This is a genomic window from Enterobacter sp. 725m/11, from assembly GCF_011683705.1.
GTDB classification, from domain to species: Bacteria; Pseudomonadota; Gammaproteobacteria; order Enterobacterales; family Enterobacteriaceae; genus Enterobacter; species Enterobacter bugandensis.
Genome location: NZ_JAAQOK010000050.1, coordinates 12,699 through 31,192 on the forward strand (window position 1 = coordinate 12,699; position 18,494 = coordinate 31,192).

Annotated in this window: 16 protein-coding genes; all 16 read left to right on the forward strand. The window is 57.9% G+C overall.

The genetic code is table 11. The annotated features are described in order from the left end of the window. Nucleotides 1–29 precede the first annotated feature (29 nt). The 16 genes from HBA26_RS18610 (at nucleotide 30) to HBA26_RS18685 (ending at nucleotide 18,315) form a co-directional block, all read left to right on the forward strand. Nucleotides 30–521, forward strand: a complete 492-nt coding sequence (locus HBA26_RS18610; RefSeq protein WP_023330611.1) for a type VI secretion system amidase effector protein Tae4 — start codon at nucleotides 30–32, stop codon at nucleotides 519–521. Then, nucleotides 518–871: a T6SS amidase immunity protein Tai4 family protein gene (locus HBA26_RS18615; protein WP_047364888.1), complete on the forward strand. Its 354-nt coding sequence runs from the start codon at nucleotides 518–520 to the stop codon at nucleotides 869–871. Before HBA26_RS18610 ends, HBA26_RS18615 begins: the two co-directional genes overlap by 4 nt. Before the next feature lie 86 nt (nucleotides 872–957). Then, nucleotides 958–2,718, forward strand: a complete 1,761-nt coding sequence (gene tagH, locus HBA26_RS18620) for a type VI secretion system-associated FHA domain protein TagH (RefSeq protein ID WP_126345739.1) — start codon at nucleotides 958–960, stop codon at nucleotides 2,716–2,718. Further along, the gene (locus tag HBA26_RS18625) at nucleotides 2,715–3,512 is read left to right on the forward strand and encodes a protein phosphatase 2C domain-containing protein (RefSeq protein ID WP_023336024.1); all 798 of its coding nucleotides are present in this window, start codon (nucleotides 2,715–2,717) and stop codon (nucleotides 3,510–3,512) included. Before tagH ends, HBA26_RS18625 begins: the two co-directional genes overlap by 4 nt. Before the next feature lie 16 nt (nucleotides 3,513–3,528). Beyond that, nucleotides 3,529–4,527, forward strand: a complete 999-nt coding sequence (locus HBA26_RS18630) for a hypothetical protein (RefSeq protein WP_063437358.1) — start codon at nucleotides 3,529–3,531, stop codon at nucleotides 4,525–4,527. Between the two features lie 9 nt (nucleotides 4,528–4,536). Next, nucleotides 4,537–5,349, forward strand: coding sequence for a type VI secretion system accessory protein TagJ (locus HBA26_RS18635; RefSeq protein WP_041909547.1), 813 nt, complete (start codon nucleotides 4,537–4,539; stop codon nucleotides 5,347–5,349). After that, complete coding sequence (gene tssE / locus HBA26_RS18640) at nucleotides 5,342–5,905, forward strand: type VI secretion system baseplate subunit TssE (RefSeq protein WP_028013485.1); 564 nt, start codon at nucleotides 5,342–5,344, stop codon at nucleotides 5,903–5,905. Before HBA26_RS18635 ends, tssE begins: the two co-directional genes overlap by 8 nt. 2 nt (nucleotides 5,906–5,907) lie before the next feature. Next, nucleotides 5,908–7,779, forward strand: a complete 1,872-nt coding sequence (tssF, locus tag HBA26_RS18645; RefSeq protein ID WP_048960687.1) for a type VI secretion system baseplate subunit TssF — start codon at nucleotides 5,908–5,910, stop codon at nucleotides 7,777–7,779. Then, nucleotides 7,776–8,819: a type VI secretion system baseplate subunit TssG gene (tssG, locus tag HBA26_RS18650; protein WP_063154426.1), complete on the forward strand. Its 1,044-nt coding sequence runs from the start codon at nucleotides 7,776–7,778 to the stop codon at nucleotides 8,817–8,819. Before tssF ends, tssG begins: the two co-directional genes overlap by 4 nt. 35 nt (nucleotides 8,820–8,854) lie before the next feature. Further along, entirely contained in the window at nucleotides 8,855–11,470 is a 2,616-nt protein-coding gene (tssH, locus tag HBA26_RS18655) for a type VI secretion system ATPase TssH (RefSeq protein WP_063154424.1), read from the forward strand. Nucleotides 11,471–11,494: 24 nt separating this feature from the next. Beyond that, nucleotides 11,495–12,913: a serine/threonine-protein kinase gene (locus HBA26_RS18660; protein ID WP_126345738.1), complete on the forward strand. Its 1,419-nt coding sequence runs from the start codon at nucleotides 11,495–11,497 to the stop codon at nucleotides 12,911–12,913. Nucleotides 12,914–12,978: 65 nt separating this feature from the next. Then, complete coding sequence (gene tssI / locus HBA26_RS18665; RefSeq protein ID WP_166720977.1) at nucleotides 12,979–15,564, forward strand: type VI secretion system tip protein VgrG; 2,586 nt, start codon at nucleotides 12,979–12,981, stop codon at nucleotides 15,562–15,564. A gap of 1 nt (nucleotide 15,565) precedes the next feature. Next, nucleotides 15,566–16,072 carry a hypothetical protein gene (locus HBA26_RS18670; RefSeq protein ID WP_223825968.1) on the forward strand — a complete coding sequence of 169 codons (507 nt, stop codon included), beginning with the start codon at nucleotides 15,566–15,568 and terminating at the stop codon, nucleotides 16,070–16,072. Between the two features lie 208 nt (nucleotides 16,073–16,280). Further along, on the forward strand, nucleotides 16,281–16,721 hold the full coding sequence (locus HBA26_RS18675) for a hypothetical protein (protein ID WP_241235469.1): 441 nt from the start codon (nucleotides 16,281–16,283) through the stop codon (nucleotides 16,719–16,721). A 3-nt stretch (nucleotides 16,722–16,724) separates the two neighbouring features. Then, nucleotides 16,725–17,801 carry a hypothetical protein gene (locus HBA26_RS18680; RefSeq protein WP_126346161.1) on the forward strand — a complete coding sequence of 359 codons (1,077 nt, stop codon included), beginning with the start codon at nucleotides 16,725–16,727 and terminating at the stop codon, nucleotides 17,799–17,801. Nucleotides 17,802–17,874: 73 nt separating this feature from the next. Beyond that, nucleotides 17,875–18,315, forward strand: coding sequence for a DcrB-related protein (locus HBA26_RS18685; RefSeq protein WP_047366812.1), 441 nt, complete (start codon nucleotides 17,875–17,877; stop codon nucleotides 18,313–18,315). Nucleotides 18,316–18,494 lie beyond the last annotated feature (179 nt).

Consider the following 18,494-nt stretch of genomic DNA (forward strand, 5'->3'; position numbering starts at 1 on the left):
CCCTGAGCTTCTTATCAAGGAGAAACGAGATGTCTCATATGCGTCCTGCTTTTGGTGCCGCCTGGAACAGATTCAGAGAAGTGAACGTAAATGTAGAACAGGTTGGCAAATTATTGGGTGGAAAAGTTCAGCATAATATCGACGCCGGTATTTTTAAAAATGCCTGCCCAATTCGTATGAGTTACGTTTTAAATTACTGTGGCATTCCGATTCCTTCTAACAGTAAATATGCGACAGTGACCGGGAACGACAAAAAGCGCTATATGTTCCGCGTTAAAGATATGATTGCATTTCTACCCACGGTACTGGGCAATGCAGATATGTCGGTCTCTTCCCCAACGCCTGCGCAATTTGCAGGCAAGCAAGGCATCATCATTTTTACCGGGCACGGCTGGAGCGACGCAACCGGTCATGTAACACTCTGGAATGGAAATATTTGCTCTGATGATTGCCATTTCCTCGGCTCACCGGGTAATGGTTCGTTTATTCCGACCAACGCCACCTTCTGGAGCCTGAAATGAAACGTTTATTACTGCTGGTATTGGCTATCAATGCCTCTGCCGTTTATGCCCAAAATCTGCCTGCCGTCAGCGCTTTTACTCAGCAACAAATCTTTGAAAATTGGGTGCAAAACCGTTGCATCAGTAAGATCGCGGACAGTAAAAGTCTGAAAGATGATGCAGAGGCCAGCGCGGCCGCCTGGCTGGAAGCAAGCAATCTCCCTGCTGAAAATTTTGAAAAAGCTGACCAGATCATTGTTTCTTCTCTGAAAGAGAAGATAGGCGGTACTGAACCGGGCCAATATCAGGTTTTAAAGTGCAGCTTAATCGCCAACAGCGACGCGATTCGTCCGCTCAAAACCGCAAAATAGAAGCAATGGAAGCGGCCCCAAACGCCGCCGTTCTCGTCCCGAGAGCGGCAGCGTTTGAGCGCTAATCATACCAGCAGGAATACGCCATGCGATTCACGATTATTTCTACGAAACCCGGTCATCAGCCGCCGCAAAGCAGCTGTGATTTTTACGCCCCGGGCGGCACCATTGGGCGCGGTACGGATAACAATCTGGTATTGCCGGACAATGACCGCACCATCTCGCGTCTGCAGGCCATTGTCCACGTTGACGCTCAGGGAGAATGCCGTGTCACCAACCGTGGCAGCGTCACCCGCGTGGTATTAAACGATATTCCGCTGGAGCGCGGACGTCAGGTTGAACTGCAGGATGGCGACATTCTCGGTATTGATGACTACCGTATCGAAGTGACCGAACTGATCCACGACACACAGCCGGTGAGCCGTATGGCGGCCAGCATGCAGCAGCAGTCACGTCCGACAGCCGCACCCGCTGCGCCCGCAGCGCAAACGAAGCCTGCTAACCCCGCGCCACGCGGTAAGGCGGAACCGACCGCCGTGCCTTCCGAAATCTGGGACAGCCTGATGCAGGAGTTCTCCATCTCCGACAGCATCTCCAGCAACCGCGCAAAACCGCAGACTGCGGCCTCACAGGATCCCTTCTCCCAGCCCGCCGCGCCGGAACGTAATGCCGAAGATCCGTTGGCGATGTTCAACGACAGCGATCCAACGCTTGAGCGCAAGAACGTCGACCCGGACACGCTGTTCAGCGACGAAGCGCTGTTCAAAAAAGAGAGCATTTTTGACGACGTGACGCCTTCCACGCTGGTGCAGCCGGTTGAGGGGCAACCCGCTCCTAAAGAAGACGCGGCGGACGAGCTTGACCCGCTGGCGCTGTTCGGTGGAAAGGCCAGCGCGCCAGCCGCGCGCAATGATGACCCGCTCGGGCTGATGGGCGGAGCACCGTTAACCCACCCGGATGATATTGCAGACGAAAAGCCAGCACCAACGCCTCAACCGGAGCAGGAAGAGGACGTGCTTGCCGATTCTCCGCTGTTCGCCCCAGAGCCGCAGGAAACGCCGCGTGAAGAAGAGCCGGCGCGGCCGGATTACGCAGGCTTCACCATGCCTACGCCGCAGGCCGTTGCGCGCAGCAGCGCTCAGGCACCGAAGGGGCGCCTGCGCATCGACCCGGTCAATAACTCGGCATCCCCAACCGCCAGCCCGAATAATGGCGAGAAGGGTGAAGTGCTGCAGGGCGAGCTGCTGCAGGCGCTGCTTGAAGGTATGGGCCTGAGCGAAATGCAGCCTGTTCCGCAGTTTGACCGGGAAAATATGCGTCAGTTGGGGCAGATTCTCGGCATGTTCTCGCAAGGCACCGTGGCGCTGCTCTCGTCGCGCTCCATCCTGAAACGCGGCGTAAAAGCCGATATGACCATGGTGCTGGACGATGCCAACAACCCGTTCAAGCTGTTGCCGACCGGGAAAACCGTCTTAATTCAGATGTTCGGCACCCCGATGCCGGGCTTTATGCCGCCGACCAAATCGGTGCGCGACGCGCTGATCGACCTGCAGGCGCACCAGCTGGGGATGATCTCCGGTATCCGCGCCATCATCGCCGCGATGCTGCAGTCCTTTAACCCGGAACAGCTGGAGGAGCAGGCGAAGCAGAACGGCATGACCTCGCGTCTGGCGCTGCCGGGCAGCCGCAAAGCCGCCCTGTGGGACTATTTTGTTCGCAGCTATGGTGAGACGGCGGGCGAGATTGAGGATGACTTCCACACCCTGTTCGGCGAAGCCTTCCTTCATGCGTATGACATGGAGGTGAATCAGTACAAAGACTCACAGAGCGGATCGGAAGACAAATGAATATCGCAACCGCTTCTCTCTCCCGCCAGGGGACGCGCGCCAGCAACCAGGATCAGACGGGAGAAACCATAGGGGAACGCTCGGCCTGCTTTGTCGTCTGCGACGGCATCGCGGGTCTGCCCGGTGGTGAAGTCGCCGCGGAACTGGCCCGTAACAGCATTATCTCCCGCTTCGATGGCGACAAGCACCTCAACGCGCAGCATATCCGCGACTACGTGCAGACGGCGAATCGCACCATTCTGAGCGAACAGCAGGCCGTTCAGGACTATCGCCGGATGGGCACGACGCTGGTCAGCCTGTTCATTGACCGGGACTACGGGCTGGCGTACTGGGCGCATGCCGGCGACAGCCGCCTGTACCTGTTTCGCCGGGGGTGGCTGTGGCACGTCACCACGGACCACAGTCTGGTGCAGCAGATGAAGGATGCCGGGCATCAGACGGACGATCTCAACAGCAACCTGCTTTATCTGGCGCTGGGAATTGAAAACGGCGGACCGGAAGCGAGCTACAGCGACGTGGTGCAGGTAGAAGACGGCGATGCCTTTTTACTCTGCACCGACGGATTCTGGCACGGCGTCAGCGAAGAGCAAATGAAGCAGTCGCTGCACATGGTCAATACGCCGCAGGAGTGGCTGACCTTAATGAACCAAATCATTCAAAAGAATGGCGAGCAGGAGGGGAATGCGCAGGATAACTATACCGCCCTGGCGGTATGGATGGGCAACCCTCAGGACACCACTTTGCTGCACACCCTCTCTGACGCAGCACAATTTCTTCCCTGCGGAACTGATTAGACACACAAGGAACGATATGAAACTTTGGCTATCGGGTTTGGCACTTCTGGCGGCGACCTCCACCGCGCAGGCTGAAAATTTCCGCATCGTGCAGTCTCCTGCGCAGAAGCTGGATATCTGGATCGACAACATCAAAGACAACACCCCGCAAAGCTGGTGTAAGCCTGAGGTGGCGCTGCGCATTGTGGCGAACGGCAAGAAAGACGTCTCCGTGCTGGAAAACTTTGTGCCGCGTCTTGGCTCGCTGCTGGAACACCAGTGCAGCAAAGTGAATAAACTCAGTTGGACGCTCAACGATCCCGAGGGGACGACGCTGGCGCAGGGCACGGCAGCTAAAGCGCAGGACTGGGCGCTGGTGGTGAAACAGCAGCAGGCCGCGCCTGCCGAGACCGTCACCGCAACCCCAGCCAGCGGCGCGTTACTGCCACCCGATCAGAACGTGGCTTCCCGCACCGTTGCCGCCGACCGCACGCCGTGGCAGGAGTTTACCCTGCAGGATGGCTGCCACCTGCGCACCTTCTGGGAGGGCGGCGCGTCCGCTCCGGCGCTCTTTATTCCGGATTCTGACACCACCCGCTGCGGTAACGGCAGCTGGCTGAGCGGTCACACCGTTATCTCTCAGTCCCGCAACGGCGGGCAGAAAGAGATGGCGGTGACGTACATTCACGGCTTCCCGGTGATGGGGCTGAATCAGAGCGCCGATCCGGAAAACGCGCTGATCACCTCCGTCAATAAAGAGCGCATGGTATTCAGCACGCCAGACAGCGATCAGAGCTGGATGATCCTGCCTTACGACAGCACCCTGAACAGCTGGAAGAGCAACGGCACGGTAGCGGTAGAAATTTCCCGCGAGACCGCCAGCGACGATGCAAAACTGCAGGCGCGTATTGCAGCGGTGAAGAAAACCTGGAGCGCCTGGGTTGCCCCAGGCACCCCGCTGAATATCGTTCTGATTGATACCCTGCGTCCTCAGCTGCGCGATCCGGCAGTGGGCGCCTGGCGCGCGGCGAATTAAGGAATGGCTATGAATACGCTCTATCAACACCTGGCGGGTGAAACGCTCAACGACGCGCTGGCGCGTCTTGAAGCGGAGATCAAAGCCCGTCCGGCAGATGCAGACCTCCGCGCCGCGTTCGTGCAGTTTTTAATCCTCAGCGGCAACGGGACGCGCGCGCTGACCCAGCTGAAAAGCTGGCTGGCGCTGAAGCCGCAGGCGAAACCCACCGTCACGCTGCTGGAGCAGTCCATTCAGGGCGAGCTGCAGCGCGCACAGGTGATGGCGGGGCAGGCGCGTCCGGCCATGCCTGAAACTCAGTGGCCGTGGCTGACCACCCTGGCCGCGGCGCTCCGCGAGGAGGGCGAGCGTGCCCGGTCGCTGCGCCTTGAAGCGCTTGACCAGGCGCAGGCCACTCCCGGTCACATCACCCTCGAAAATGATGAGGCTCAGGCGTTTGACTGGCTGATGGACGGCGATGCCCGTCTCGGCCCGGTGTGCGAAACCATCGTGAACGGCCGCTATTTCTGGCTGCCGTTTAACGCTATCGCCGAGATCCGTTTCCAGGCGCCTGCCAGCGTGACCGATCTGGTCTGGCGTCACGCGCTGGTGCGCCTGACCGACGGTACGGAGCAGGTATGTCAGATCCCGGCGCGTTACCCGTTTGCTGCCGATGCGTCGGATGCGATCAAACTGGGCCGCACTACCGAGTGGCAGCCGCTCGATGAGGACGGCACCCTGTACGAAGGGATGGGCCAGAAAGCCTGGCTCAGCGAGCAAAGCGAAAGCCCGTTGCTGTCGTTAAGCCTCGTGTCGTTTGCGACGGATGGAGCCGATGAGTAATCCCGCTGGCGAAGGCGATCTGCTGCGCAGCGGCTGGCAAGCCCGCAGCAGGCAGGAGAAGGTGGGGGCGCGCGACAAAATGCAGCCTTCGCTGCTCGATCGCCTCACCGATAACGACCCGGAAAAAAAACGCGAGCCGGCCAACAGCAACCTGATCACCCACGCCGCGCTGCGTCGTAACGTGCTGCGGGATCTGCAGTGGCTGTTTAACACCATCAACCACGATGCCTCCGGGGATTTAAGCGCGCTACCGCACGTGAGCCGCTCAGTGGTTAACTTCGGCGTCGCGCCGCTGGCCGGGAAGAGAATGTCGGATATCGAATGGCACGATATTCAGCGCAAGCTCACCGAGGCCATCATCAATTTTGAACCGCGCATTTTGCCGCAGGGGCTGCAGGTCCGCTGCGTGTCGGATACCTCCTCGCTGGATCTGCATAACGTGCTATCCATTGAGATTAAAGGGCGCTTATGGTGTGTGCCGTACCCGCTGGAGTTTCTGTTTCGTACCGATGTCGATCTGGAAAACGGCCATTTTGAACTGAAAGATGCGGGGTAATCATGGAAAGTAAACTGCTCGAATATTACAACCGTGAGCTGGCCTACCTGCGCGAAATGGGGGCCGAGTTTGCCGAACGCTATCCGAAGGTCGCCGGGCGGCTGGGCATGCGCGGCATCGAAGTGGCGGACCCGTACACCGAACGCCTGATGGAAGGTTTCGCGTTTCTGACCTCCCGCGTGCAGATGAAAATGGACGCGGAGTTTCCGCGCTTCTCCCAGCGTCTGCTGGAGATGATCGCGCCGAAGTACCTCGCGCCCACCCCTTCCATGGCGATTGCGGAAATTGAGCCCGACAGCAGCCGCGGCGATCTGAGCAACGGCTTTATTGTGCCGCGCGGCACCATGATGGACAGCCTGGCGCTGAAAAAAACCGGCGTAACCTGCAGCTATACCACCGCGCACGAGGTTAATCTGCTGCCGCTGAAAATCGACAAAGTGGAGCTCGGCGGCGTGCCCGCTGACCTGCCGCTGGCGCAGCTCGGCTTAAGCCAGCGGGGGATCAACAGCGCCTTGCGGATCCGCATTGCCTGCGACGGCCCGCAAAACCTTGGGCACCTGAATTTTGACCGGCTGGAGTTTTTCCTCAGCGGCCCGGACATTGAGGCGCTGAAGCTGCTGGAGCTGGTGATGGAGCACCACGCCGGGATCGTCTGCCAGACGGTCAGCCCGCAGCCGCAGCGACAGCTGCTGGCAACGGATGCGCTGCGTCAGGAGGGCTTTGCGCCGGACCAGGCGCTCCTCCCGGACGATCTGCGCAACTTTGACGGCTACCGTCTGCTGCAGGAGTATTTTGCGTTTCCGGCCCGCTTCCGCTTTATCAGCCTGAGCGGTCTGAGCACGCTAATCCAGCGCTGCGAAAACGAAAAAGCCTTCGATATCTTCATTCTGCTGGATAAGTCGGATGAACAGCTGGAGCGCGTGGTCGACGCCAGCCATCTGGCGCTGCACTGCACGCCGGTCATCAACCTGTTCCCGAAAGTGGCGGCCCGGCAGAAGCTGAATGAAGGCCAGCATGAATACCATCTGGTGGTCGATAACATCCGCCCGCTGGACTACGAAATTTATGCGGTAAATAAAATTTTTGGCAGCGCCGACGGCCAGCGCGACGACCAGACGTTTCGTCCGTTCTGGAGCACCTGGAGCGGCGACGCGGGCAACTACGGGGCCTATTTTTCCCTGCGCCGGGAACAGCGCGTGCTCTCCGAACACGCCCTGCGCTACGGCACCCGTACCGGCTATATCGGCTCGGAGGTCTTTGTCTCGCTGGTGGATGAACAGCATGCCCCGTGGCAGGAAAACCTGCGCTACATCTCTGCCGAGGTGCTCTGTACCAGCCGCGACCTGCCGCTGATGCTCCAGCAGGAGCTCGGGCAGTTCATTATGGCCGACTCCATGCCGGTGAAGGGGTTAACCCTGCGCAAAGGCCCGACGCCGCCGCGTCCGGCGCTGGCGGAAGGGTTCAGCACCTGGCGGCTCATCAGCCAGCTGCAGATGAACTACCTCAGCCTGATGGACAGCGAAAATGAAGAGGGGGCAGCGGCGCTGCGCCAGCTGTTAGGTCTGTATGCCAACCTGGCCGAAACGCCGGTTGCGCGTCAGGTGGAGGGGGTTCGCCATTGTGTGCTGGAGCCGGTACACCGCCGCGTGCCTGAACCCGGCCCGGTCGTTTTCGCCCGCGGAATTGGCATCACCCTGACGGTGGACGAGCGGGCGTTTTCCGGCGCCAGCCCGTGGCTTTTCGGCAGCGTGATGGAGCGCCTTTTTGCCCGTCTGGTCTCCATCAACAGCTTCACCGAGTTCACCCTGAAGAGTCAGCAGCGCGGCGAGATAGGCTACTGGGCACCGCGCATGGGTAAAAGGGCGCTGGTATGAGTGACGCTGCCACCGCACCGCTGCGCGTGCATCGCCTGACGAAGCTGCCGGATACGTTCTGGCACGGGGTCCGCGAGACGCCCTGGCGCTACGATCTGTTTCAGCTGTTAAGGCGCATTGATGCCCAGGGTGGCGAGCGTTACCCGCTGGGCCGCGCGCCGCTGCCGAAATTTGAGCCGCTGCGCATTGGTCAGCAGCCCTCAATGAGCTTTGCGCCGTCGACGCTGGCCCAGGTACGACAGCGTGAGGAAAGCGGGCTGCATGAGGTGTCGATCCTCAGCTTTGGCCTGTTTGGCCCGAACGGCCCGCTGCCGGTGCATATGACCGAGTACGCCCGCGAGCGGATTTATCATCATCAGGACACCAGCCTCAGCGCGTTTGCCGATCTGTTCCATCATCGTCTTGCGCTGCTGTTTTACCGCGCCTGGGCGGATGCGCAGCCTGCCGTTTCCCTCGATCGCGCCGACAATAAGCGCTTTGAGGGCTACCTGGCGTCGCTGATCGGCATGGGACAGCCGGGTCAGATGAACAAGGGCAGCCTGAGCGCCCATGCCCGCTTTACCCACGCCGGGCACCTGACCCGCCACGGGCGGGATCCGGAAGGGCTGGAGAAGATCCTGCGCAGCTATTTTAAAGCGCCGGTCAAGCTGGTGAGCAACGTGCCGCAGTGGATGCCGCTCTCCACCCGCGAGCAGGCGCAGCTGGGAGCAGGACGCCGCATGCCGCGCATGGGGGAGTCCGCTTTTCTCGGCGTCGCCGTCCGCGACGTGCAGCATAAGTTTCGTATCGAGATTGGCCCGCTGAGTGCGGAGGAGTACAACCGCTTTCTGCCGGGCGAAGCGTGGGTCACCGAGCTGCGCGACTGGGTGCGCCAGTACGCGGGAATTGAGTTTGAATGGGAAACACGGGTGATCCTGCGTGAAGACGCGGTGCAGGGCACCACGCTCGGCAGCGATGGGCGATTAGGCTTTAACACCTGGCTGGGGCATCAGCCGCAGCCTGTCCCGCGTGGCGATCTGGTGTATCGCGCAGAGCGATAAATTTTTCTAACGCATTGTTATCAACGGAACCGAACATGTCAGAAATTAGCCGTGCCGTGCTTTTCGGCAAACTGGATACGCTGTTATTTACCTCTCTGGAAAGCGCGACTGCCTTCTGCAAGCTGCGCGGCAACCCCTACGTTGAGCTGGTGCACTGGCTGCATCAGCTGATGCAGCAGCAGGATGGCGATCTGCAGCAGGTCATCCGCCACTTTGCCCTCGACGAACAGCAGCTAACGCGCGATATCGTGGCGGCGCTGGACGCTCTGCCGCGCGGCGCAAGTTCCGTTTCCGATCTCTCCGAACATATCGACAGCGCCGTGGAGCGCGCCTGGGTATTCGGCTCGCTGAAGTTTGGCGTCAGCCGCATTCGCGGCGGCCATTTGCTGATTGGCATCCTCAAGACCTGGAATCTGGCCAACGTGCTGAAAAGCATCTCGTCGCAGTTCACCCGTCTTAACGTCGAAGTGCTGATCGAGCAGTTCGACGCTATTTGCGCCAACAGCAAAGAGACGCAGCAGGCCGCTGCCGCCGTCGATGCACCGGCGGGTGCGGTCCCGGCGGCGCAGGGAACGCTGGCCCAGTACGGCCAGGACCTGACCGCCCGGGCCCGCGACGGGAAGATTGACCCGGTTGTCGGGCGCGACGAGGAGATCCGCCAGATGGTGGATATCCTGATGCGCCGCCGCCAGAACAACCCGCTGCTGACCGGGGAGGCCGGGGTCGGCAAAACCGCAGTCGTTGAAGGGCTGGCGCTGCGTATCGCCGACGGCGACGTGCCGGAGCCGCTGCAAAATATTCAGCTGTGGCTGCTGGATATCGGCATGCTGCAGGCAGGCGCGGGCATGAAAGGCGAGTTTGAAGCCCGTCTGCAGGCGCTCATTAATGAAGTCCAGTCCAGCGCCACGCCGATTATTCTGTTTATCGATGAGATCCACACTCTGATTGGTGCAGGCGGCCAGCAGGGAACCGGCGATGCGGCGAACCTGCTGAAGCCGGCCCTGGCGCGCGGTCAGCTGCGCACCATCGGTGCCACCACCTGGGCGGAATACAAAAAGTACATTGAGAAAGACCCGGCGCTTACCCGTCGTTTCCAGACCGTACAGGTTCACGAGCCGGACGAAGCGAAAGCCATTCTGATGCTGCGCAGCACCGTGTCGCCGCTGGAGACGCACCACCAGGTCCTGCTGCTCGACGAAGCGGTCAGCGCGGCGGTGAAGCTGTCCCATCGCTATATCCCGGCGCGCCAGCTGCCGGACAAAGCCGTTGCGCTGCTCGACACCGCCTGCGCCCGCGTGGCCGTCAGCCAGAGCGCGCCCCCTGCGCAGCTGGAAGACTGCCTGCGCCATCTTGCCGCGCTGGACGTGGAAATTGAAATTGCTGAACGCGAAGCGCGCGTCGGCGCCGGTGACGCAGAGCGCGTAACGGCATTAATCACAGAGCGCGACGCGTATAAAACAAAACGCGAAGCTCTGGCCCGGCGCTGGGAAGACGAGCGCGGTCTGGTGCAGGAGATCATCCGCCTGCGCGCCGCGCTGTTTGCGGCGGGCGAGGAAGAGACCGCCGAGCTGCGCAGCCAGCTGGCGGAGCAGCAGCAGGCGCTGAACGCCTTACAGGGTGACGAGCCGCTGCTTTTTGCGGCGGTAGATGAAAACGTGGTCGCCGCAGTCGTCTCTGACTGGACCGGGATCCCGCTGGGCCGGATGGTGAAAAACGAGATTGACGCGGTGCTGAATCTTGCCGATACGCTGAACCAGCGCGTTATCGGCCAGCGTCACGGGCTGGATCTCATTGCCCGCCGCGTGAAAACCTCGCGGGCGAAGCTCGACGATCCGAACAAACCGGTGGGCGTCTTTATGCTGTGCGGTCCGTCCGGCGTCGGGAAAACTGAAACCGCGCTGGCGCTGGCGGAATCCCTGTACGGCGGCGAGCAGAACGTCATCACCATCAACATGAGCGAGTTCCAGGAAGCGCACACCGTTTCCACCTTAAAAGGTGCGCCTCCGGGATACGTAGGGTATGGTGAAGGCGGCGTGTTAACCGAGGCCGTGCGCCGTCGCCCCTACAGCGTGGTGCTGCTGGACGAAATTGAAAAAGCGCACCCGGACGTCCATGAGATCTTCTTCCAGGTCTTCGACAAAGGCTGGATGGAGGACGGCGAGGGGCGCCACATTGATTTCCGTAACACCATTATCATTCTGACGTCCAACGTGGGCACCGAGCTGATAAGCGCCATGTGCGCCGATCCGGAGCTGATGCCGGAGCCTGACGCGTTAAGCGGCGCGCTGCGCCAGCCTCTGCTGGAAGTATTCCCGCCGGCGCTGCTGGGCCGCCTGCTGGTGGTGCCGTACTACCCGCTCAGCGACGAGATGCTCGGGCAGATTGTGCGCCTGCAGCTCAAGCGCATTCAGCGTCGTCTGGAAGAGAATCACAGCATTATTTCTGAGTTTGACGACAGCGTGGTGGAACAGATTGTTCAGCGCTGCACCGAGGTGGAGTCCGGTGGCCGCATGGTGGATGCTATTCTGACTAACACCCTGCTGCCTCAGATGAGCCAGATCTTACTTACCGCCAGCCGCAGCGACGAGCAGTACCGACGCCTGCATGTCACCTGCGAGCAGGGCGAGTTTCACTGTCAGTTTGCCGCGTAATAATCATCAAGAGAACTGTAAAAGATGACGGATAATGATAACAATCGGACTGTCCCAAACGCGCTCCCGGTCGGGTACCGCTTCAACGAGTTTGAAATCAAAGAGGTGATCGGCGGCGGCGGTTTTGGCATTGTCTATCGCGCGTGGGATCACCAGCTCGAACGCACTATCGCTATCAAAGAATTTATGCCTTCCTCGCTCGCCGTACGCGGCGACGACATGACCCTGGTGCTGCGCAGCGAGCGCTTTGGCAAAGCATTTTCCGCGGGCCTGAACAGCTTTATTCAGGAAGCGCGTCTGCTGGCGCGTTTTAACCACCCGAACCTGCTGCACGTCCTGCGTTTCTGGGTGCAAAACGACACGGCTTACATGGGGACGCTGTTTTACAGCGGCACCACGCTTTCACGCCTGCGCGAAGAAAAACCGGAGCTGATCAACGAGGCCTGGATCCGCCGCACGCTGCCGATGCTGTTCGGCGCGATCAAGACCATCCACGACGAAGGCTATCTGCACCGCGACATCTCGCTGGATAATATTCAGATCCAGGATAACGGCCTGCCGGTGTTGCTCGATTTCGGCTCCGCGCGCCGCACCATCGGCAACCTTTCCGACGAAACGGAAACCATGCTGCGCCCCGGCTTTGCGCCGATTGAGCAGTACACCGACGACAACGAGAGCGAGCAGGGGCCGTGGACGGATATTTACGCCCTCGGCGCGGTGCTGCGTACCCTGATTGTGGGTTCTCCGCCGCCGGTCAGCGTGGTGCGCTCCATCCAGGACACCTGTAAGCCGCTGGTGGAAATCATGCCGCAGGGCTACTCCATCCCGCTGCTGCAGGCCATCGACCGCGCGCTGGCGCTGCACATGGAGGACCGTCCGCAGTCTATCGACGAATTCGCGGCGCTGATTGAGATGCCGGTCGCCGGGATCAACGACGTGCTCACCGCCAAAAAGACCGGCACCATGCTGGTTCCGGTTGAGGAAGAGAAGCCAGCTTCGGTGCTCGACTGGCGTCGCTATAAGATCCCGGGCATGGTTGCCGCGGGCGTGCTGGTGGGCGTTGTCGCCGGGGCGATGCTGTTCAGCGGTGGGAATGATGCGCCTGAGCAGGCTGCCCAGGCTCCGTCAGAGACGCGTCCGACAGAAACTGCCGCGAACGCGCCAGAGGTGAAGCCAGAAACGGCGACGGTGAGCGAGCCAGCGACGGCACAGCAGACGCCACCGCCTGCCGCGAGCCCGATTGCGCTGGTCTATATCCGTATCCAGGACGGTGAAATGCTGAAAGTGAACGGCGAACCAAAAGCGCTGCGTCCGGCGACCAACGGCTATGCCTCGCTCAAGCTGCCAGCCGGTGAGTCGAAGATTGAACTGCAGGGCAACGGGAGAACGCGCAGCCAGACGCTGGATATCAGCAAGCCGGGCACCTGGCTGGTGAATCCGTAGAATGACGCTCAGTTACAGATGCGAACCTCTTTCCTGAATCGCATAAGCAATATGGAATAAAGATTATGCTCAACCGAATTACCGTTCAGCTCCCGGTGGAGGGGCTTCTGTTCTGGAAACTGACGGGCCGCGAGGCGATGTCCGAGTCGTTTGCGCTGACGCTGACCGTACTCGGCACGGACGCGCGCATTGACCGCAGTAAGCTGCTGGGCCAGCCGGTCACGGTGACCATCCCGACGCAGAATCTGCTGACGTCCCGCTATATTAACGGCAAGATTACCCGCGTGGCGGTGAGCGCCGTTGAGCTGACGGGCACCCGCTATGCGGTGTACCAGCTGACGGTGGAGCCGGACCTGTGGCCGATGAAGCGCGACCGTAACCTGCGTATCTTCCAGGGCCAGACGGTGCCGCAGATTGTCAAAACCCTGCTCGGCGAGCATCAGGTCAACGTTGAGGATAAGCTCACCGGCAGCTACCGGGTATGGGACTACTGCGTGCAGTATCAGGAGTCGAGCCTGGACTTCATCAGCCGCCTGATGGAGCTGGAGGGAATTGCGTATCACTTCCGCCATGAGGCAGACAAGCACACCCTGGTGCTGACTGACGCCGCCACGCAGTACCAGCCGTTCAGCGGCTACGAGGTCATCCCGTACCACCAGACGCCGTCCGGCGGCAGTACGGATGAAGAGGGCATCAGCCAGTGGGCGCTGGAGGACAGCGTGACGCCGGGGATTTATAGCCTCGACGACTATGACTTCCGCAAGCCGAACGCGTGGCTTTTCCAGGCCCAGCAGAACCCGGCGTCGCCGAAGCCGGGCAGCATCGACGTGTACGACTGGCCGGGTCGCTTTGTGGACAAAGGTCACGGGGAGTTCTATGCCCGTATCCGTCAGGAGCGCTGGCAGGTGGAGCATCAGCAGATTCAGGCCACCGCAACGGCGGCGGGGATAGCGCCAGGGCACACCTTCACGTTAACCAACGCGCCGTTCTTCAGCGACAACGGGGAGTATCTGGTGACGGCAGCGGGCTACCACTTCGAGGAGAACCGCTACGCCAGCGGCGAGGGGGAGACCATACACCGTACCGATTTCACGGTCATTCCGTCGGCGGTGGTTTACCGTCCGGCGCAGTCCACGACGTGGCCACGCACCTACGGCCCGCAGACGGCGAAGGTGGTGGGGCCGAAGGGGGAGAGTATCTGGACGGATAAATATGGCCGGGTGAAGGTGAAGTTCCACTGGGACCGGCTGGCGAAGGGCGATGATACCAGCTCCTGCTGGGTTCGCGTGTCGAGCGCGTGGGCAGGCCAGGGCTACGGCGGGGTGCAGATCCCGCGCGTCGGCGACGAGGTGGTGGTGGACTTTATCAACGGCGACCCGGACCGTCCGATTATTACCGGCCGCGTGTATAACGACGCGAGCATGCCGCCGTGGGCGCTGCCGGCTGCGGCGACGCAGATGGGCTTTATGAGCCGCACGAAAGGGGGCTCTGTGGACAACGCCAACGCCCTGCGCTTTGAGGATAAGGCGGGCGCGGAACAGGTGTGGATCCAGGCCGAGCGCAACATGGACACCAGCGTTAAAAATGATGAAACGCACAGCGTCGGCGGGGCGCGTAGCCATTACGTGAAGAAAAATGAGCTGCATCGCGTAGAAGCGAACCAGACGCAGGCCGTGAAAGGTGGCACCGAGATCCTGACGGGGAAAGGCAAGCTGGATGCGGCGGTCGAGCAGTATGTTATTGCATCCGGGACGAAGCTGCGGCTGGTCTCAGGTGAAAGCGCCATAGAGCTTAACGCTAACGGCAAGATTAACCTGATCGGCAAAGAGTTTAACTTCTTCGTGGAAGGGGATGGTTATATCACCACGGGCGGTAAGCTGCACCTGAATACCTCGGGAACCAAGCCGGGCACAACGGCGCCGGGTTCTGGGCATAAAGGGGATATTGATGCGGCGGTGCAGGCGAAGTTTTCACCGCAAGAGAGCGCTAGTCGTCCTGCCCCCGCTGCGGCTCCTGCAGCAGGCCAATCGAAACCTGCTCCATCTTCGGCGTCAACAACAGCCCCGCCTTTGAAAGGGAATTATGTTTATAAAAATAATCCGAATAGCTCAGACGTTATGCCTTTCAATGATGATGTTGTTAAACAAATCAACAAGTCACCGACCCTTCAAACTCAGCTAAAAGATTTGAAAGACAAGGGATGGGCGATTCAACCAGGTGCGACTGGAGGGGGAAGTTATACTGATTCGGATAATAAACTGATCGTTATGGATCCCGAACACATGGAAGACACGGCCAATACAGTACAAACACTGGCTCATGAAGCAGGGCATGCAACATATCCTGTTGCAGCGGACTATTCTAGTAAAGAAAATTTCGTTAACAGCCAGCTTATGGATGAAGGTGGTGCAACCTTGAATAATATCAAAATACAGCGTGAAATTCTGGGAAATGGCGGTATTGATATTGATATAGCAGGAAGCCCGGAAAATCTCAAAGCTTACAATGCAGCCTATGATAAAATGGTAAGTGGAGAGCTGTCGCGGGTTGACGCTGCAAAAGCTATAGGTAAAGTCTACGGTAAAGGCGAAATAGCTTCGGGTACCGATCTCAATTACAGCGATTATTACGGGGGTTTCTATGGTAAGTAGAATGACAAAAAATACCATCCTCTTTTTGCTCCCACTATTTTCATCTTTTTCTTACGCAGGACAAACAAACATGAACCAAGATTCGTTATGGCATATTGTTAAAGAACTCAAAACAGTCTGGGGAAAACAGACCGAGGATGTCAGTAAACTTTTCCATCAACCACTGGTCCAAAAAAATCCAGAAGTGAAAGACCGTTATACGTCAGTTCCATTCACATTATCTGATGGAACACGTATCAGCGATTTAGATGTTCGTTTATGGGGAAACGGAGATAATAGTGTTTCACTTGTCTCGTTTGTAATCGAACAGCCTTGCATTACGCTCGAACAAGTCAAAACTCATTTCCCTGATGTTAAAATTTCTAACATTCCTCGTGGGAATACCGCAGGACAATCAGTTGGATACCGAACCGTTGCTGATGAGAGAGGACTTGCATGGGCATTTAGTTTTCCGGTAATGAACCAGGAATGCCTAAATAGAGTCGTTATGTCGCGTTACGATCGTTAATAAGTGTTGTGTTTTCATGCCGGCACGGGTATTTCGCTGCCGGTTTGCAGTATTCGTGAAAAGCGTAATTTACATCAAGTTAGTGACGATAAACGTGAAAAAACACACGCCTATATTTCTTTGTTTTTCCCTGATGTTTAGTTGTCTGAGTAGCAATGTGGTTTTAGCAGAGACTATGCCGCCCGTTCTGACAAAACAGGATTTTTCCGTGAAGGTCAAAGACCAGTCCATCGCCCTGGGCGACAGATGGGCTCCTAATATCGCGCTTAAATTTGACGTGCCGGTGGAAGGCAGTTTTACCGGTGAGGTTCCTTTTGACGGAACTAATTATAAATTCTTCCAGCATCAAAGGGCTGGGTTAGAAATATTCAGTTCCAATCTCTGGTGGGATAAAGCGGAAAGAAGCGTTGATGATTATATCGTGTCTCAAATTACGGTGACTGCCGAAGGCTTCGCAACGCCGCGTGGTATCCATGTGGGTTCAACGAGAGAGGAATTGAACAGCGCATACGGTACCGGTCAGGTCGACAATGATTCGGGGGAACAGTGGATTAACTACGAGTTGGGTAAAAAAGCGCTCTCGTTTGAGATGAAAGACGGCGACGTTTTGAAAATAACCATGAATTACAACAATGGCTCTTCAGAGTAATTTATGAGCAAAAAACATTTGGCAGCCATATTGTTCACCGCTTTATTGACAGGTCTCGTTGAAACGTCAACGGCGCTTGAATTATCCCAATACAACAAGCTCGATACGGTCAGTCACATCGTTAACGACAGCGAAGTGACTGACAATCTCAGGAAAACGCTGGGAAATCATTACCAGACCTTTATTGATAACTTTGATGTTTTCGGTGAACCGCATACCACCACAGGTGGTGGATTGTTTGTTGAGGGCTGGTTAAAAGATCTCTATCAGGAGAATGCATCCGCGCTTGTCATCAATCCTGACGGCAAAATCTTTGCAGCCTGGGTGGTTCCGACGTCGGACGTTATTCATTACCAGTCATCTGACAATAGCCCGGTTATTCATGCCGATATTCAGCAGTGGGCCGCCAGATTTAATGCGATGCATTTTGCAACGTTCGGCCAATCAAAACTCGTATTTGAAGGGGAGTGGGCTGGCGAATTCAAGAACGACTCGACGTTAACCCTGCGGTTAGCTGAATCAGACAACCGGATCACCGGCTCTTATTGCTATATCTCCCAGAGAGGAAACCGCATAGATTGCCCGGAAGATGATGAGCAAAATCTTAGTGGTACGATTGCTGGCAATCGTGCCAGCGTTGAGTTCAACTCATCATTTGGCGGCGTAGGTGGACGGGCTGTTCTGGAAATAAAGGGGCGTGAAATGGAATGGCGTTTAGTTACTCCTCCTCAAAAAGGAAATTACTATGCCCCGCTGCGGTATACATTACGTAAAATCGCTTCGGTTCAAAACGCGGAAACCAGAAAACTGGACACCGATAAATTCGCCATTTCGCTGATAAACAAATGCGGCCATTTTGAGAGCAAATGTGACGAGATGGTTTATCTCGGCGTGCGCAAAAGCGATAACAGTACGATCTCCTTAAGGGGTAAAACGTTACACGACTCCGCAGGTAAAATAATCGGCTCAACGTACAAGAATGGCGAGATCGCTTATACCGTGACGTATGCACCTGTGAAATTGGTTGTCAGCAAAGGCAGTCATGTTTTAGTCGAACAGTCAGGCCAGTGGCTTAAATAAAACAGCCAGCCAAAAGGCCAGCATTGATTGGCCTCTTTTGTTTCTCTCAATATTAATCATCCCGAGTTCACTTATGAAATACACCCTCCAGGAAGGTTCATTTTCCCTTTTTCCTGCTGCCTGGCAGGATAACAGCATGAACATCATTCGCGATGACGAAAGCGGGCTGTCCGTGGTGGTCAGCCGCGGCGTGATTCCCGATGGCAGCGACTATGAACAAGAGTTTCACCGCCAGTGGGACGTGCTGCGTCCTCAGATGGGTGAGATTGCCCAGAGCGAATTCCGGAGCGTAAAAGCCGGGCCTGATGGAAAAATTAGCGGACTGGAAGTCGAGACCACCTTTGACCGCAACGGGCAGCGTCTATGGCAAAAACAGCTGGCCGTGCAGACGCCGGGCAAACCGGTATTGATGATTTTTACCCTCTCGGCACTCAGAGCATTCACTGAAGAGGACGAGGTGCGCTGGAGCGCGCTTAAGCAGAGTCTGACGCTAAACGACAACCGGAATGTGTAAGGCATGAGCGATAACAACGCGGCCCGTAAGGGCGACGAGATTATTCACTCCAGCATTTTTGCTGACATCACCAGCATTGTGGCGGAAGGTGCCGCCTATGCGGTGATCGGTGCGGCGGTAGGCGCAGCAGCAACCGTAGCGGCTGTCTCTTATACACATCTGACGCTGCCGACGACGGA

Bases quoted from the DNA above. Each gene is read 5' to 3' on its own strand.
- HBA26_RS18610 (WP_023330611.1), top strand. From the start codon at position 30: ATGTCTCATATGCGTCCTGCTTTTGGTGCCGCCTGGAACAGATTCAGA.
- HBA26_RS18615 (WP_047364888.1), top strand. From the start codon at position 518: ATGAAACGTTTATTACTGCTGGTATTGGCTATCAATGCCTCTGCCGTT.
- tagH (WP_126345739.1), top strand. From the start codon at position 958: ATGCGATTCACGATTATTTCTACGAAACCCGGTCATCAGCCGCCGCAA.
- HBA26_RS18625 (WP_023336024.1), top strand. From the start codon at position 2,715: ATGAATATCGCAACCGCTTCTCTCTCCCGCCAGGGGACGCGCGCCAGC.
- HBA26_RS18630 (WP_063437358.1), top strand. From the start codon at position 3,529: ATGAAACTTTGGCTATCGGGTTTGGCACTTCTGGCGGCGACCTCCACC.
- HBA26_RS18635 (WP_041909547.1), top strand. From the start codon at position 4,537: ATGAATACGCTCTATCAACACCTGGCGGGTGAAACGCTCAACGACGCG.
- tssE (WP_028013485.1), top strand. From the start codon at position 5,342: ATGAGTAATCCCGCTGGCGAAGGCGATCTGCTGCGCAGCGGCTGGCAA.
- tssF (WP_048960687.1), top strand. From the start codon at position 5,908: ATGGAAAGTAAACTGCTCGAATATTACAACCGTGAGCTGGCCTACCTG.
- tssG (WP_063154426.1), top strand. From the start codon at position 7,776: ATGAGTGACGCTGCCACCGCACCGCTGCGCGTGCATCGCCTGACGAAG.
- tssH (WP_063154424.1), top strand. From the start codon at position 8,855: ATGTCAGAAATTAGCCGTGCCGTGCTTTTCGGCAAACTGGATACGCTG.
- HBA26_RS18660 (WP_126345738.1), top strand. From the start codon at position 11,495: ATGACGGATAATGATAACAATCGGACTGTCCCAAACGCGCTCCCGGTC.
- tssI (WP_166720977.1), top strand. From the start codon at position 12,979: ATGCTCAACCGAATTACCGTTCAGCTCCCGGTGGAGGGGCTTCTGTTC.
- HBA26_RS18670 (WP_223825968.1), top strand. From the start codon at position 15,566: ATGACAAAAAATACCATCCTCTTTTTGCTCCCACTATTTTCATCTTTT.
- HBA26_RS18680 (WP_126346161.1), top strand. From the start codon at position 16,725: ATGAGCAAAAAACATTTGGCAGCCATATTGTTCACCGCTTTATTGACA.
- HBA26_RS18685 (WP_047366812.1), top strand. From the start codon at position 17,875: ATGAAATACACCCTCCAGGAAGGTTCATTTTCCCTTTTTCCTGCTGCC.